Source organism: Mycobacterium sp. IDUB_1 (assembly GCF_055419625.1).
The window spans coordinates 20,142-35,376 of record NZ_JBVAYA010000001.1 but is presented as its reverse complement, the minus strand read 5'-3'; the positions used below and the strand labels follow the sequence as shown (position 1 = coordinate 35,376).

General features: G+C 69.9%; 15 protein-coding genes and 1 pseudogene. 6 read left to right on the top strand and 10 right to left on the bottom strand.

The features are described from left to right. Positions 1 to 59: 59 nt before the first annotated feature. Positions 60 to 830, top strand: coding sequence for a hypothetical protein (locus ACZYYX_RS00185; protein WP_463812399.1), 771 nt, complete (start codon positions 60 to 62; stop codon positions 828 to 830). Here the strand turns inward: ACZYYX_RS00185 and ACZYYX_RS00180 are convergent. Both ACZYYX_RS00180 and ACZYYX_RS00175 read right to left on the bottom strand, forming a co-directional pair. After that, positions 827 to 1,513, bottom strand: coding sequence for an MBL fold metallo-hydrolase (locus ACZYYX_RS00180; protein ID WP_463812398.1), 687 nt, complete (start codon positions 1,511 to 1,513; stop codon positions 827 to 829). The two genes, ACZYYX_RS00185 and ACZYYX_RS00180, sit on opposite strands and share 4 nt — an antisense overlap. A gap of 20 nt (positions 1,514 to 1,533) precedes the next feature. Further along, on the bottom strand, positions 1,534 to 2,235 hold the full coding sequence (locus ACZYYX_RS00175) for an HD domain-containing protein (protein ID WP_463812397.1): 702 nt from the start codon (positions 2,233 to 2,235) through the stop codon (positions 1,534 to 1,536). Between the two features lie 133 nt (positions 2,236 to 2,368). On the opposite strand from ACZYYX_RS00175, the gene ACZYYX_RS00170 reads away from it, so the two are divergent. Further along, positions 2,369 to 3,232, top strand: a complete 864-nt coding sequence (locus ACZYYX_RS00170) for a GlxA family transcriptional regulator (protein WP_463812396.1) — start codon at positions 2,369 to 2,371, stop codon at positions 3,230 to 3,232. Here the strand turns inward: ACZYYX_RS00170 and disA are convergent, their stop codons facing one another. The 3 genes from disA to ACZYYX_RS00155 form a co-directional block, all read right to left on the bottom strand. Continuing rightward, complete coding sequence (gene disA, locus ACZYYX_RS00165; protein ID WP_463812395.1) at positions 3,233 to 4,351, bottom strand: DNA integrity scanning diadenylate cyclase DisA; 1,119 nt, start codon at positions 4,349 to 4,351, stop codon at positions 3,233 to 3,235. It abuts the gene before it with no gap. Positions 4,352 to 4,372: 21 nt separating this feature from the next. Then, positions 4,373 to 5,758 (bottom strand): DNA repair protein RadA, encoded by a 1,386-nt coding sequence (radA, locus tag ACZYYX_RS00160; protein WP_463812394.1) that lies wholly within the window; start codon positions 5,756 to 5,758, stop codon positions 4,373 to 4,375. Positions 5,759 to 5,820: 62 nt separating this feature from the next. Next, on the bottom strand, positions 5,821 to 6,414 hold the full coding sequence (locus ACZYYX_RS00155) for a copper chaperone PCu(A)C domain-containing protein (RefSeq protein ID WP_463812393.1): 594 nt from the start codon (positions 6,412 to 6,414) through the stop codon (positions 5,821 to 5,823). A 241-nt stretch (positions 6,415 to 6,655) separates the two neighbouring features. On the opposite strand from ACZYYX_RS00155, the gene carD reads away from it, so the two are divergent. Genes carD through rlmB form a run of 4 tightly spaced genes read left to right on the top strand, consistent with a single transcriptional unit; the run spans position 6,656 to position 10,012 of the window. Then, a complete protein-coding gene (gene carD, locus ACZYYX_RS00150; protein WP_463812392.1) occupies positions 6,656 to 7,144 on the top strand; it encodes an RNA polymerase-binding transcription factor CarD in 489 nt (162 codons plus the stop codon). 1 nt (position 7,145) lies between these two features. Next, positions 7,146 to 7,628 carry a 2-C-methyl-D-erythritol 2,4-cyclodiphosphate synthase gene (gene ispF, locus ACZYYX_RS00145; protein ID WP_463812391.1) on the top strand — a complete coding sequence of 161 codons (483 nt, stop codon included), beginning with the start codon at positions 7,146 to 7,148 and terminating at the stop codon, positions 7,626 to 7,628. Positions 7,629 to 7,675: 47 nt separating this feature from the next. Beyond that, the gene (cysS, locus tag ACZYYX_RS00140; RefSeq protein ID WP_463814737.1) at positions 7,676 to 9,067 is read left to right on the top strand and encodes a cysteine--tRNA ligase; all 1,392 of its coding nucleotides are present in this window, start codon (positions 7,676 to 7,678) and stop codon (positions 9,065 to 9,067) included. Beyond that, complete coding sequence (gene rlmB, locus ACZYYX_RS00135) at positions 9,068 to 10,012, top strand: 23S rRNA (guanosine(2251)-2'-O)-methyltransferase RlmB (protein WP_463812390.1); 945 nt, start codon at positions 9,068 to 9,070, stop codon at positions 10,010 to 10,012. Here rlmB and ACZYYX_RS00130 read toward each other — a convergent pair. From ACZYYX_RS00130 to ACZYYX_RS00110, 5 genes and pseudogenes are all read right to left on the bottom strand, one after another. Further along, positions 10,009 to 11,247, bottom strand: a complete 1,239-nt coding sequence (locus ACZYYX_RS00130; RefSeq protein WP_463812389.1) for an SLC13 family permease — start codon at positions 11,245 to 11,247, stop codon at positions 10,009 to 10,011. The genes rlmB and ACZYYX_RS00130 overlap by 4 nt on opposite strands. Beyond that, positions 11,238 to 12,152, bottom strand: coding sequence for an MBL fold metallo-hydrolase (locus ACZYYX_RS00125; protein ID WP_463812388.1), 915 nt, complete (start codon positions 12,150 to 12,152; stop codon positions 11,238 to 11,240). Before ACZYYX_RS00125 ends, ACZYYX_RS00130 begins: the two co-directional genes overlap by 10 nt. Positions 12,153 to 12,184: 32 nt before the next feature. After that, entirely contained in the window at positions 12,185 to 12,901 is a 717-nt protein-coding gene (locus tag ACZYYX_RS00120) for a TIGR03943 family putative permease subunit (RefSeq protein WP_463812387.1), read from the bottom strand. Next, complete coding sequence (locus ACZYYX_RS00115) at positions 12,898 to 13,845, bottom strand: permease (RefSeq protein ID WP_463814736.1); 948 nt, start codon at positions 13,843 to 13,845, stop codon at positions 12,898 to 12,900. Before ACZYYX_RS00115 ends, ACZYYX_RS00120 begins: the two co-directional genes overlap by 4 nt. A gap of 93 nt (positions 13,846 to 13,938) precedes the next feature. Beyond that, positions 13,939 to 15,133 (bottom strand): annotated as a pseudogene (locus ACZYYX_RS00110) (MFS transporter). Positions 15,134 to 15,235: the final 102 nt, after the last annotated feature.

Sequence of the window (15,235 nt, the reverse complement as noted above, 5' to 3'; positions counted from 1 at the left end):
AAGGCAACACGCCGGGTGGCGTCGAACAAAGTCACCTGAGCTGGCCTTACCGTGATGTGGTGCTGGATTTGGAACCGCATGGGCCGCTGCCCCAACAGATCTACTGGCGACGCCGGATGTTGGCGCTCGGCGTGTCCGTGCTCGTCATCGGGATCATCGCGGCTGTCGTCGCGGTCGTCGTGATGAACAGCACCAGCACCGAGCAGCCCACCGCGAACGAGAACCAGGCCTCGCAGGCTGCCGCGCCGCCGACGCCGCTCCCCGGTGACAATCCGCAGGTCAAGACGCCCATTCAGCCGCCTGCTCAGCAGGCGCCGCCCCCGACCGCGACCCCCACGGCTGCCGTGGTGCCGCCGCCGATCCTCAAAGAGGGCGACGACTGCCCGGACTCCACGCTCGCGGTCAAGGGCATCACCAACCAGCCGCAGTACGTCGTCGGCGATCAGCCGAAGTTCACGATGGTGGTGACCAACATCGGGCTGGTCGCCTGCCAGCGCGATGTCGGTGCGGCGGTGTTGGCCGCGTACGTCTACTCGCTGGACAACCAGCGGCTCTGGTCGAACCTGGATTGCGCGCCGTCGGCCGAGACGCTCATCAAGACGTTCCAGCCGGGTGAGCAGGTGACCACGGAGGTGACGTGGACCGGGATGGGTTCGGCACCGAACTGCCCGCTGCCCCGCCAGCCGATCGGGCCGGGCACCTACAACCTCGTCGTCCAGCTGGGCAACCTGCGTTCGGCGACCGTGCCGTTCGTTCTGGCCCCGCCCCAGCAGCTACCGCCGGGCGCACCTGCCGAGGTGCCGCCGCCGGCTCCCGCGCCTGCCGGCTAGCCGATACGCCGGTGCTGGCGCTGCGCCCACCGCCGCACCGCTGAGGGCCGCAGCGGCCCGCCGTGGCCGACGTGGATCACCGAAAGGTTTGGCCGCAGAACAGCATCGAGGCTCGCGAGGTTGAGTCGGCGATCCTGGTGGAACGGCGGATCGGCGGGTTTGCGGCGGATGGCACCGAGGAATGACCCGGCTATCAGGTCGGCCGCGATGAGCTCTCCGCTGCCGGTGAGGACCGATATCGACCCTGGCGTGTGGCCGGGAGTCAGCAGGATGCGGGCGTCGACGCCGTAGTCCTCGAGGGAGATCTCGGTGTCGACGACAACGTCGGGCGAGAACCCCTCCGTGCGGGCATGGGCGGGCGGGAGCGCGCCGAACAGTCGGCCGAACGGGCCTGTCGGACGCAACGATCCTTCGAGGCTGCGGCCCGAGGCGTAGGCCGTGGCGTCTGCACCATGGGCGAGGATCGGCACCCCCAGCGCGTCCCGTAGTGCGACCGCCGAACCGAAATGGTCGATGTGCCCGTGGGTCACGACGATCGCCGTGACGTCGGCCCTGTCGATGCCGAACGTGTCCATCGCCGCGAGTATCCGCGGGCCGCTGCCCGGCACACCGGTGTCGACCACCACCGTTCGACGACCCACGAGCAGGAACACATTGACGATCGCCCTGCCGGTGACCGGCACGTGCACCACTCTCGTTGGCGTCACGACGCCCTGTCGCCCCAACCGGCATCGGCGACCAGATCGAAGAAGGTCGCTGCGGGCCCGCCCGTCACCATGGTGTGCAGCAGCCGGGGGAAGGTCAGCGGTGGACCCTTCTGCGGGTTCTGCTCGACGTGTGCTGCGATGACGTCGGCGAGTGCGACGCCCAGCTTCAGCCGCGGCCATTGCGTGTGAACCTGGTCGACGAACGCCGCATCGAGCAGCTCGCGGTCCACGCCCACGACGTCGGTGGAGATGCCGAGGTGCGCGACAGCAGCGACCGGTCCGAACCGGTGCGCGATCCCCACGCTGGTGTGCAAGGCGATGGCCTGCCACACCGTGGTGATGCGTTGCTCGTCGACACCCTGCTCACGCAGGAAATGCGCGGCGGCGTCCGCGCCGTCCACCTCGAAGCGCTGCTCGCCGTTGGCGTGGTCGGTGAGTCCGAGATCGTGCAGCACACAGCTCAGGTAGACCAGCTCGTCGTCGTAGTCGACATCGGCATGCAGCCCCTTGGCGGCGGCGCCCGCGCGGGCGAACAGGTAGCTGCGCACGGCGTGGTTCGTCACGACGGTCGGCGATACCGATGCCACGAATCGGTGTGCAGCGACCGCGAGTTCGGAGTCCGGCAGTGTGGGCAGCGTCGACGTCATACCGTCACCCTGCGCCCGCGAGAGTTCGACGACCAGTGGCCAGATCGACATATTGCTTTAAGATCTGGCCATGATCGTCGCGGTGCTGGCACAAGACGGTGTGATGGGCTTCGAGCTGATGATCCCGGGCATGGTGTTCGGGATGGCCAACGACGCGGGTGGGACGTCGCGCTAAGCGGTGCGGGTGTGCAGTCGTGGGCGCCGCGCTGTCACCGCGGCGCCCTGGGGCGGCGTCGAATTCCGGACCGAGCACGGGCTCGACGGGCTCGTCGGCGCAGACGTGGTGATCGTGCCGGGCGTGGAAGCGTGTCTGGAACCGCCGCATCCTGCGGTGGTGACGGCCTTGCTGGCTGCTTCCGCGTCCGGCGCGCGCATCGCCTCGATGTGCGTGGGCGCGTTCACCCTCGCCGCGACGGGCTTGCTCGACGGCCGCCGCGCGACCACCCACTGGCAATGGGCCGACGAACTGGCCCGCCGTTTCCCCGACGTCGACGTCGACCCCAGTGTGCTGTTCATCGACAACGGGCCGGTACTGACAGCCGCCGGGGTGGCGTCCGGCCTGGATCTCTGTCTGCATCTGATCCGCAGTGACGCCGGCCCCGCGCTGGCCGGTGCGGCGGCCCGTCGGGTGGTGATCCCGGCGTGGCGCGACGGCGGGCAGGCGCAGTACATCGAACACGCCACCCCCGCCGGCGCCGGTCATCCATTGCAGCCGACCATCGACTGGATGCGAGAGCACGCCACCGAGGCACTCGACCTGTCGACCATCGCCGCGCACGCCGCCGTGAGCGTGCGCACCCTCAATCGCCAGTTCCGCGACCACGTCGGCACGACCCCGCAGGGCGTGCTGACGGCCATGCGGGTCGACCTGGCCCGGCGGCTGCTGGAGGGTACTGCGCTGCCGGTCGACCGGGTCGCCGAGGAGTCCGGGTTCGGTTCGTATGCGTCGCTGCGCCATCACTTCCTGCGCACCGTCGGGGTCTCGCCGCAGAAATACCGGCAGAACTACCGTCGGCACCAGGTGAGCGACATGGATGCGACAGCCTGATCAGGCCAGCCGGTCGGCGATCGTCGACTCGGCGAGCTGCGACAGACCTTCCCGGATGTGGCGCGCCCACATCGAGCCGATCCCGTCGACCGATTGCAGATCGCTCGCGCTCGCCGCCAGCAGGCCCTGCAGGGAACCGAAGTTGCGGACCAGCAGGTCGACGTGCGCGAACTGCAGGCGCGGTATCCCCGACATGGCCCGGTAGCCGCGGGAACTCATCGCCGAGTCCTGCGCCTCGGCCGTCGACGGGTACCCGAAAACCCTTGCCAGCGTGGTGAAGTCGAGCAGCTCGCTGTCGGAGAGCCCGTCGAGCTCCTCCAACGTCGCGGTGACCTGCGCCGCGGTGGGCGGGTCGGGGTTGGCGTGGTAGTCGCGCACGATCAGCTCGCGGTCGATGTCGTTGTCGCCCACCAGCTCATCGAGCTGCAGCTTCAGCTGCCGGCCGTCGGTGCCGAGTTCGACGACGTCGGAGTCGATCTCGAGGCTGATGCGGCGCACCATCTCGAGCCGCTGCACCACGGTCATCACGTCGCGCAGTGTCACGAAGTCCTCGATCTCGGCCATCGAGAGCTGCTTGCTGACTTCGTCGAGGCGGGTCTTGTAGCGCTCCAGTGTGTCGATGGTCTGGTTGGCCCGCGACAAGATGGTCGCCGATTCGGGGACGACGTGCCGCTCGCCGGCCACATACACCGTCACGATGCTCATCGAGTGGCTGACCGAGATCACGGGGTAGCCCGTCTGGATCGCGCTGCGCTCGGCGGACCGATGCCGCGTTCCGGACTCCTCGGTCGGTATCGACGGGTCGGGCACCAATTGCACGTTGGCGCGCAGGATTCGGCTGCCGTCGCTGGAGAGCACCACGGCGCCGTCCATTTTCGACAGCTCACGCAGCCGGGTCGGCGCGTACCGCACGTCCAGGGAGAAGCCGCCGTCGCAGATGGCCTCGACGCTGTCGTCGAACCCGATGACGATCAACGCGCCTGTCCGCCCTCGCAGGATGCGCTCCAGGCCGTCGCGCAGCTGAGTGCCCGGCGCGAGCCGGGCGATCGTCTCCCGCATCGTCGGACGGGCCAACGGCACGACCGTGCGCGTGCTGCGTCCCGTCGATTTCACGGCCATCCGATCCCCTCGAGAAGTGCCTCAGTTCGCGTCATTCTGGCTGATCTGCCGCAACACCTGCAATGCCGAGGTGATGTTGTCCGCCTCGAAGGTCCTCAAGCCCGCGGGCGCCGACGTCAGGCCGGCGGGCACGACGGCGGTGGTGAATCCGAGTCGGACCGCTTCGGCCAGCCGGCGATCCATCCCTGTCACCCGCCGCAGGTCACCGGCCAAGCCGACCTCGCCGATCGCGATCGCCGACGTCGGCATCGCCAGATCGGTGAACGCCGAGGCGATCGCCAGCGCCACCGCGAGATCCGATGAGGAATCGGTGAGCCGCATGCCGCCGACGGTCGACAGGTAGATGTCGTTGGCGCCGACGGGCAACCGCGCCCGTTTCTCGAGCACCGCGGTGATCATCGCCGCGCGGGAGGAGTCGATGCCGCTGACGGCGCGGCGCGGGCTGCCGCTGGCCGGGGACCCGATCAGCGCCTGCACCTCGCCGATCATCGGGCGTTTGCCGTCGAGCGTGACGGTCACCGACGTGCCGGGCACCGGCTTCGGGCGCTGGTCCAGGAACAGGCCCGACGCATCCGCCACACCCTCGATTCCGTTGTCGTGCAACAGGAAACAGCCGACCTCGTCGGCGGCTCCGAACCGGTTCTTGATGCCACGCACCATCCGCAACGCCGAGGCGCGGTCCCCCTCGAAGTGCAGCACGACGTCGACGAGGTGCTCCAGCGAGCGGGGTCCGGCGATCGCCCCGTCCTTGGTCACGTGGCCGACGAGCAGCATGGCCACCCCGGTGGTCTTCGCCGTCATGGTCAGGGCCGTGGTGATCGCACGAACCTGGGTGACTCCGCCGGTGACACCGTCGGCCTCGGTGGTCGACATGGTCTGCACCGAGTCGACGATGACCAGCGACGGCGACACCGCGTCGATGTGGCCGAGCGCGGTCTGCAGGTCGGACTCGGCGGCCAGGTACACCTCGTCGTGGGTGCATCCGGTGCGCTCGGCGCGCAGACGGATCTGACCGGCCGACTCCTCACCCGAGAGATACAGCGCACGGCGGCCCGTCTGCGCCCAGCGGTGGGCGACCTCGAGCAGCAGCGTCGATTTCCCGACGCCGGGATCGCCGGCGAGCAGCGTCACCGACCCGGGCACCACGCCGCCGCCGAGAACGCGGTCGAGCTCGCTGATGCCGGTGTGGAAATGCCGCGTGGTGCCCGGGTCGATCGAGCTGATCGGCACGGCGGGGGAGGTGGGTGCGATGGCGCGCCGGATTGCCGTCCCGCCGACGGAGGCAAGGGCTACCTCGTTGACCGTGCCCCATGTCCCGCAGTCAGGGCAGCGACCCACCCATTTGGGCGTTTGGTGGTGGCATTCCGAGCAGCGGTATTGCGAACGTGTTTTCGAAGGCCGGGCCACGGATGCGACGGTATCGGCCCGCACCGACAACTGGTGGGCGCGGCGCGCCCGTGTCGGGCGACTCAGTGTCCGCCGGAGTGCTCGCCCTCGGAGACGGCTGCGCCGCTGTCGGAGACCTCCCGGCGCGGGGCCTCGCCGGCCGAGATCGGCACCGTCACCGTGGTGTCGCCGGCCTTCTCGAAGGTGAACGTGAAGTCATAGGTCAGGCCGTTGGTGATCGGCTTGGACAGCGCGACACGCGCCTCGGCCGCGTCAGCGGGTTCGACGGCCTCCAGCGGCGTGGTCTGCCCGTCCGGGGTGCCCACGACCAGGACGCCGTTGGCGGGCAGGTCCTTGCCGCCGGTCAGCGATACGGTGCCGACATCGGAAGTGATGCTGACCAGCTTGTCGTTCGTGTCGGGCGAGGTGTTGGCCGCGGTGAAGATCAGCTCGACGTCGCTACCCGGGCGGATGTAGTCCGACGACTGCTGGGCACGCAGGTGGACGTTGCGCAGCGCGATCGGGCCGGCTGTGGCACTCGTCCCGTTGATCGCCGGCTCCTGGGTGGCCGTCTGTGACACCTGACCAGCACTGCAGCCGCTCAGCACGGCGGACAGCGCGATCGCGGCCGTCGCCACGGCGGTCGTGACAGAAGTGCGCCGATCCAAAGGGTTCACTCAGGTGCCTCCTGCTCGGCCGGCAACGCGACGTGACATGCCGGTCTCCATCGTTCGACTATGCAGAGTAGTAGGTCGTGATGACGGGCGGTAGCGCAGGGCGCTCGAGGCGCCCGCCTTGCACGGAATCGGCGGCCTGTCAACCCCCGATGTTGCCCGTCTGTGCCCCTGACCTGCAATGTTGGCGCACCCCCGAAGAGTGCGCGTGTTAAACTCGTCATGTGAAAGGGGCTCGAAACTGATGATTTTTAAGGTCGGAGACACCGTCGTCTATCCACACCACGGTGCTGCGTTGATCGAAGCGATCGAAACCCGAACCATCAAAGGCGAGCAGAGGGAATACCTCGTCTTGAAGGTCGCCCAGGGCGATCTGACGGTCCGCGTGCCTGCGGACAACGCCGAATACGTGGGTGTGCGTGACGTTGTCGGCCAGGAAGGCCTCGACAAAGTTTTCCAGGTTCTGCGCGCGCCGCATACCGAAGAGCCGACCAACTGGTCGCGCCGGTACAAGGCCAACCTCGAGAAGCTGGCTTCCGGGGACGTGAACAAGGTCGCCGAGGTCGTTCGTGACCTGTGGCGTCGTGATCAGGAGCGCGGCCTCTCGGCGGGTGAGAAGCGGATGCTCGCCAAGGCGCGCCAGATCCTGGTCGGCGAGCTCGCGCTGGCCGAGAACACCGACGACGCGAAGGCGTCGATCATTCTCGAAGAAGCTCTCGCCGCCGCATCCTGACGTGATTCCTCGCGTCGGTCTCGGTACCGACGTCCACCCGGTCGAAGCGGGGCGGCCCTGCTGGCTGCTGGGTCTTCTGTTCGACGACGCCGACGGTTGTGCTGGTCACTCCGACGGTGACGTCGCCGCCCATGCCCTCTGTGACGCGCTGCTGTCCGCAGCGGGCATGGGCGACATCGGTGGAGTCTTCGGCACCGATCGTCCCGAGTGGCGAGGCGTGTCCGGCGCCGACATGTTGCGTCACGTGCGGTCGCTGCTCGAGGGGGCGGGACTGCGCGTCGGGAACGCCGCGGTGCAGGTCATCGGCAACCGTCCCAAGGTCGGCCCGCGTCGGGCGGAGGCCCAGGAGCTGTTGTCCGCGCTCGTGGGCGCGCCGGTGTCGGTGTCGGCGACAACGACCGACGGGCTCGGGTTGACGGGGCGTGGAGAGGGTCTGGCGGCCCTGGCGACGGCCCTCGTCGTCAGCGATGCGGGTTCTGCCTGATCGGGCCGGTAAGCTGGCCCGTCGTGACCGAACGCCCTGCCGCGTCGATGCGGCTGTATGACACCCTGTCTGGCGGTGTGCGCGATTTCGCGCCACTGCGGCCCGGCCACGTGTCCATCTACCTCTGCGGTGCCACCGTGCAGGGTCTGCCCCACATCGGCCACGTGCGCAGCGGTGTCGCGTTCGACGTGCTGCGTCGCTGGCTCACCGCCAAGGGCTATGACGTGGCCTTCATCCGCAACGTCACCGACATCGACGACAAGATCCTCAACAAGGCCGCCGACGCGGGCCGGCCGTGGTGGGAGTGGGCGGCGACCTACGAGCGTGCGTTCTCGGCCGCCTACGACGCGCTGGGCGTGCTGCCGCCCTCGGCTGAGCCCAGGGCGACCGGGCACATCACCCAGATGGTCGAGCTCATCGAGCGCTTGATCGAGCGGGGTCACGCCTACACGGGCGCGGGTGACGTGTACTTCGATGTCGCGACGCTGCCCGATTACGGCAAGTTGTCGGGCCACCGCATCGACGACGTGCACCAGGGCGAGGGTGTCGCGACCGGTAAGCGGGATCAGCGCGACTTCACGCTGTGGAAGGGCGCCAAGCCCGGTGAGCCGTCGTGGCCGACGCCGTGGGGTAGGGGCCGGCCCGGCTGGCACACCGAGTGTGTGGCGATGGCTCACGAGTATCTCGGCGCCGAGTTCGACATCCACGCCGGCGGCATGGATCTGGTGTTCCCGCACCACGAGAACGAGATCGCCCAGGCCGAGGCGGCCGGTGACGGCTTCGCCCGCTTCTGGCTGCACAACGGCTGGGTCACCATGGGCGGGGAGAAGATGAGCAAGTCGCTGGGCAATGTGCTCGCGATTCCCGCTGTGCTGCAACGGGTTCGGGCCGCCGAGCTGCGCTACTACCTGGGCAGCGCGCACTACCGGTCGATGCTCGAGTTCTCCGAGACCGCGCTGGCGGACGCGGCGAAGGCCTACACCGGTATCGAGGATTTCCTGCACCGGGTGCGCAACCGCGTGGGTGCGGTGGTTCCGGGCGAGTGGACGCCCAAATTCGGCGCTGCCCTCGACGACGACCTCGCGGTGCCGATCGCGCTGGCCGAGGTGCACGCAGCCCGCGCCGAGGGTAACCGCGCGCTGGACGCCGGCGATCACGAGACCGCGCTGACGCACGCGATGTCGATCCGCGCGATGATGGGCATCCTGGGCGCCGACCCGCTCGACGAGCGCTGGGAGTCCCGCGACGAGACCTCCGCGGCGCTGGCGGCGGTGGACGTCCTCGTCCAGGCCGAGGTGCGACGCCGGGGTGAGGCCCGGGCGCGCCGTGACTGGGCCGAAGCAGATGCGATCAGGGACCGGCTCAAAGAGGCCGGTATCGAAGTGACCGACACCGCCGACGGTCCTCAGTGGTCACTCGTTGACGGAACGGACAAGTAGATGGCGGGCAACTCCCAGCGCCGCGGCGCGATACGCAAGTCGGGCACGAAGAAGGGCCCGACGGTCGGCTCCGGCGGGGTCCGCAGGCGCGGGCTCGAGGGCAAGGGCGCGACTCCGCCGGCACACGAGCGGCCCCATCACCCCGCGGCCAAGCGTGCCGCGAAGGCGGCGCGGCAGGCTCAGGGCAGGCACAAGAAAACCGACGACACCGAGACCGTCCTGGGCCGCAACCCGGTGGTGGAGTGCCTGCGTGCAGGCGTGCCCGCGACGGCGTTGTACGTCGCTCTCGGAGCGGACTCCGACGAGCGCCTCACCGAGGCCGTGCAGACCGCGGCGGACCGGGGCATCGCGATCCTCGAGGTGCCCAAGCACGATCTCGATCGGATCGCCGCCAACGGTCTTCACCAGGGCATCGCGCTGCAGGTGCCGCCGTATGCCTACGCCCACCCCGACGATCTGCTGGCGCAGGCGAAGAAGGACGTGACGCCGCCGCTGCTGGTGGCGCTCGACAACATCTCCGACCCGCGCAACCTCGGGGCCATCGTCCGTTCGGTCGCGGCCTTCGGCGGACAGGGTGTGCTGATCCCACAGCGCCGCTCGGCGTCGGTGACGGCGGTGGCGTGGCGCACCAGTGCCGGCGCGGCTGCGCGCACCCCGGTCGCCCGGGCCACGAACCTGACGCGCGCGTTGAAGCAGTACGCCGACGCGGGTATCCAGATCGTCGGGCTCGACGCCGGTGGTGACACCGAGATCGACGAGATCGACGGCACGGGCCCGATCATGGTGGTGGTCGGTTCCGAAGGGAAAGGCCTGTCGCGGTTGGTGCGGGAGACCTGCGACGCCATCGTGTCGATCCCGATGGCCGGACCCACCGAATCGCTCAACGCGTCGGTGGCCGCAGGAGTGGTGCTCGCCGAGATTGCCCGGCAGCGCCGCCGCGCTTAGGCGCCGATCACCTGCAGTCCCGCCCACAGCGCGACCACGGCGGCGACCAGCGTGAGCGGCGTGGTGACCAGCCCGACGCGGCTGAACTCGGCGAAGCTGGGGTTCATGTCCCGGCGGACGACGCTGCGCCACAACAGGTTCGCCAGCGATCCGACGTAGGTGAGGTTGGGTCCGATGTTGACGCCGATCAGCACGGCCAGGACCGCGGCCGGGCCGACCGGTGCCGCCAGTGGCAGCAGCACCAGCACCGCGGGGAGGTTGTTGACGATGTTCGACAGCACGGCGGCCACCGCAGCGATCCCCAGCAGTGCCAACAAGCCCTGACCGTCGGGCAGCACTCGGTGCATCGCCGGCTCCAGACCGTTGCGCATCACCGCCGCGACGACCACACCGAGGCACAGCACGAACGCCAGGAACGGCAGGTCGATCGCCACGGCGATCCTGCGGACGGAAGTGCGTCGGATGACGAGTCCACGCACGCCGAGGGCCACCGCCCCGGCCAGGGCCGCCCATGCCGGCGACAGGCCCACCAGCGAGGTGACGGCGAACCCGACCAGCGTGAGCCCGACGGTCACCAGGGCGAACAGAGGCAGTTCGACGGGTTCGCGGGGCGCCGGTTGCGGCTCGACGGCAAGGTCGGTGCGGAACAACAGGCGCAACAGCACGTATTCGACCGCGATGGCGGCCAGCCACGGCAGCGACATCAACGCGGCGAAATGCAGGAAGGTGACCCCGGCGGCGCTGAACGCCAGCAGGTTGGTCAGATTCGACACGGGCAGCAGCAGCGAGGCGCTGTTGGACAGGTGCGCGGTCGCGTAGGCGTGCGGCCGCGCGGGTACGGCCAGCGTGCGCGCCATCGCCAGCACCACCGGGGTGAGCAGGACGACCGTCGCGTCCAGGCTCAGGATCGCGGTGACGGCGGCAGATACTCCGAACACCGAGAGCAGCAGCCGGTGCTGGCCGCCGGAGGTGGCGCGGGCCATCAACACACCGGTCGCGTGGAACAGGCCCTCGTCGTCGCACAGTCGCGCCAGCACCAGGACCGCGGCGAGGAAACCCACGACCGGTGCCAGTTCGCGGACCTCGGTCCACGCGCCTTGCCAGCTGATGGCGCCGGTGACGATGACGAGTACGGCGGCGGGCACGGCCACCACGGCCTCGGGCCAGCCGTGTGGACGCAGCAACGCGAAACCCAGGACCGCGACGAGCGCGGCCACCGACAGGATCAGAGCCACGGGTCGGCGCGCTGCCAGAGGGTTGGCAAGTGCAGGGGGACATCGTCCTCGGCGGCGAGCCTGCTTAGCACGCGTACGGACGCGTCGAGGTCGTCGACGGCGTAGGGCAGCGCCCGCAGAGGCTGGTCGAGCGGGCGGAAGAAGTCGTCCCAGTGGATGAGCACGACGCGGCGTGCCCCGACGGTCCGCACGGTCTCGGTCCAGTACTCGACGAGATAGCTCTCCGGTTGCAGCCCGAGTTGGCCCACCCCGAGGTAGGCGACATCGGCCCGCCGCCCGGCGAGTGCGCCCCGGCGGTAGCCGGCGCTGCCGACGACCAGCAGGGTCCGTCCGGCGGGGCGGTGGGTGATCAGCGTGGACCACGCTTCGCCGCAGCGGTACGCCGAGGCGCGGACCGGCGGCCGGACCGGCGCGGTGATCTCCCCGGGGAAGCGGTCGGGCGGGCAGTGGTGGCCCTCGATCAGGGTGACGTCGAAGGCTCCGGCGGTGACGGGTTCACCGGGCGTGACGACGTCGACGCGGTCGAGGTCGGCGCCGCGGCCGATCTGGGCGGCCGACGTCCCGCCGAGCAGCCGGGCCCCGGTTCTGGCGGCGACGACGGCGGAGTCCATCGCGTGGTCGAAGTGGGTGTGGACGGGGGTCACCGCGTCGAGGCGGGTGATGCCGAGCCGGGCGAGTGCGTCGCCGATGCGCGACGGCGACGGACGCAGGGGTCGGGTCGCGACGGTGAGCAGCCCCGGCCGGGAGAAGAAGCCGTCGGTGAGCACGGCGGACTGTCCATCGTCGACGAGGAGGGTGGTCACGCCGGCCCAGGTGACCGTCACGGCAGAGCCGGTGGTCGCCGCGGGTACGTCGAACCTGTCGGCGTAGGCGGCGAGGTCGGGCCTGCCGAGCTTGAGACGCATGACGGCCACCCTAGGGGGCGAGGCTGGGTGCGTCAGTAGCTGTACGTGTTCTTCGGCGGCGGGATCTGCTCCGCGGTGTAGATCGCCATGGTCGGGGTTGCGGCCGGAGTCGAAACATCTTGTCCGACGGGCACTGTGCCCTCGACGCGGATCCACGCGCCGTCGGGCAGACGGTCGACGGCCGCTGCGGCAGGTCCGTCGAGATCGATACGGGCCAGCTGGGCGTCGGCCGCACAGCAGATGATCACGACACGCCCCAGGGCGACACGGTCCCCGTCTTTCATCGTGAAGCCGCTGACGCTGACCACGCGGTCGCGCAGCGTGTCGGCCGAATCCTGGGCCAGCCGGATCAGCAGGTCCGGTAGCGACAACTCCGGGGCGCGGACATCGGGCAGCGGAGGAAAGGGCCGCCGCTGTGTGGTGTTCTCGCTCGCCGCGGTGGTCGGTCGGGCGGTCTGGGGGCCGATGGCGGGCGGAACCACGATGGCCAGCAGCGCAATGGGGACGAGCAGCAACCACGCGACGCCGGGGCGGTGTCGGTGGCCGTGCTCGTGGTCGGGGGCCCCGGAGCCGCGCCGGATGTCGCGGACGATCGCGGCGATGGCCAGCAGCGCCAGCACCACCCCGGCTGTGAGCAGCCATGGTTGCAGCGCGGGCTTGACGTAGCGGGTGTACGCGCCGCCTGCGGTGATGAGGACCGTGCTGACACCGACGAGCAGGAGTAGCGCGTTCTCGGTCTCGCGGCTCACCGGTTACCGACCACCAGCAGGCCGACGCCGGACGCCACCAGGGTCGCGACCGCGAACGTCAGGGGCGCGAAACGCACGGCGAAGGCGCGGCCGAACATGCCGACCTGCATGGCGAACAGCTTGAGGTCGATGGCGGGCCCCACGACCAGGAACACCAGGCGCGGCAGCAGCGGCAGCATCGACAGGCTGGCGGCCACGAAGGCATCGGCCTCCGAACACAGTGACAGCACCACGGCCAGCACAGCCATGACGGCGATGCCGAGGATCAGGTGGCCGGCGAGATGGTCGTACATCCAGCTGGGCACGACGATGTGCAGCGCCGCGGCCGCGGCCGCACCGAGGACGAGAAACGATGCCGCCTGCAGGAAGTCGTGCCGAGCCGCCTCGGTGAACACCGCCCAGCGCGACCCAACGCGCGCGTGCAGATCCGGTGTCCTGCGGGTGATCCAGCCTTCTCGCCCGAACCGCGCCCACAGCGCTCCCATCGTCACAGCCGTGAGGAATGAAGCGGCGCAGCGGGCGAGCACCATCGCAGGCTCACCGGGGAACGCGACGGCGGTCGCCACGAGCACGACGGGGTTGACCGCCGGGGCAGCCAGCATGAACGTCACTGCAGCGGCGCCGACGACGCCGTCGGAGTAGAGCCTGCGCGCGATGGGCACCGAGCCGCATTCGCATCCGGGCAGTGCCGCTCCGCCGACCCCGGCGGCCAGGATCGCCGCGGCAGGTCTGCGGGGCAGCCACCGCGCCAGCCGGTCGGGAGTCACGACCGCGGCGACGAGGCCGCTGACGAGAACCCCGAGAACGAGAAAAGGTAGTGCCTGCACGAAGATTCCGCAGAACACGGTGGCCGCGGTGGCGATCAGGGGCTGGGTAGCGACGACGTCGCGCAGCGCGGTGCCGGCGAGTGTGAGGGCCACGATCGTGAGCACGAGCACGTGCATCGAGGTGATGCGCCGACCTACCGGCTGCGTCCCGACGGTCACGCCGACAGTGTGCCAGCGGCGATCGTGATCACCCTGACCGTCACCGAGGAATCAGCTGCGGGCTGACTGTTGGCGCAACCCCGCCGCCGCGGCGGCCAGGCACGCCGGCCACTGCTCCGGCGAACCACGGGAACACCGCGGCCAGATCCCAGCGGGTGGCGGCCCACCCGGCGACCAGCGTCGGCACCGCCATCGCGGTGTAAGCCGCCAGGTAGAACGCCGACATCGTCTCGCCGCGTCGGCCGGCGGGCACCACGTCGGACAGGTGACGCAGCGACCCGCCGAAGCCGAGCCCGAACGTCGCGCCGAGCAGAGCTGCGGCCACGAACACCAGCTGCGGCTGGTGGGTGAGCAGCACCGGAATCGTCAGCAGCAGCGATACGGCCATCCCGATGTCGCCGATGATGGCCGAGTACTTGGCCGGCAACCGCGTCGCGGCGAGTTGGGCCAAGGCGGCGGCGAACGCGGTGCTGCCGACGACAGCTCCGCCGAACACCAGGTTGTCGATGTGGGTCTGGCGCGCGGCGAGCGACGGGTACAGCGACAGCAGCACGCCGAGCACCGACCAGGACGCCATCGCGCCCATTGCCGAGAACCAGAAGTCACCCCGGATCTCTTCCGGAACAGCGGGTTTCGCGATGCGGATGGGTCCGGCACTTCGGGCGGTGTGCGGCTCGCGCAATGCCAGCACACCCACGCCGACGATCAGGCACACCACCGCGACCACCGCGTAGGGGGTGCGCAGCGGATGCGGCGCGTACTGGGCGAGCAACGCGGAGCCGAGGATCGACACCGTCATGCCGACGTTGAAGCTGATCCCGGACAGCTGCCCGCTGCGGACGCCGTGGTCGGGGCGCAGGTCCAGCAGGGCGGCCGCGCCGGCGACGACGATCGAGCCGACGGCGGCACCGTGGATGGCGCGGGCGAGCAGCAGCAGGGCCATGTTGTCGGCGACCAGGAACACGCCCAGCCCGACGAGCAGCGCGATCAGCGCGCCGACGAGCACGGGCTTGCGTCCCACCACGTCGGAGATGCGCCCGGAGACCAGCACCGCGCCGAGCGCGGCGACCGCGTAGACGGCGAACACGATCGTGGTGGCCAGTGGGGACAGGTGCCAGTTCGACTCGTAGATGCCGTACAGCGGTGCGGGAACGCCGGAGACGCCGAGCGCCACTCCGCTGAGTACCAGCAGCAGCGGGTAGGCCCAGCGCTGCGTCTCGGTGACCGGACGGTCGATCGCCACCATGGGAGCCCTTCCTGCGTCGAGTACAGTACGACGGACATCGAACCCGCTCGAGCGTACGCTGGGTTTGACGATGATCAAACCCGACGTGGTGAAGGACACGCC

What these genes read in the sequence shown, in the direction of transcription:
- ACZYYX_RS00175 (WP_463812397.1), bottom strand. Translation starts at nt 2,235, where the DNA reads ATGTCGATCTGGCCACTGGTCGTCGAACTCTCGCGGGCGCAGGGTGAC.
- disA (WP_463812395.1), bottom strand. Translation starts at nt 4,351, where the DNA reads ATGGCCGTGAAATCGACGGGACGCAGCACGCGCACGGTCGTGCCGTTG.
- carD (WP_463812392.1), top strand. Translation starts at nt 6,656, where the DNA reads ATGATTTTTAAGGTCGGAGACACCGTCGTCTATCCACACCACGGTGCT.
- cysS (WP_463814737.1), top strand. Translation starts at nt 7,676, where the DNA reads ATGCGGCTGTATGACACCCTGTCTGGCGGTGTGCGCGATTTCGCGCCA.
- rlmB (WP_463812390.1), top strand. Translation starts at nt 9,068, where the DNA reads ATGGCGGGCAACTCCCAGCGCCGCGGCGCGATACGCAAGTCGGGCACG.
- ACZYYX_RS00125 (WP_463812388.1), bottom strand. Translation starts at nt 12,152, where the DNA reads ATGCGTCTCAAGCTCGGCAGGCCCGACCTCGCCGCCTACGCCGACAGG.
- ACZYYX_RS00115 (WP_463814736.1), bottom strand. Translation starts at nt 13,845, where the DNA reads ATGCACGTGCTCGTGCTCACGATCGTGGCCCTCACACTCGCCGGCACC.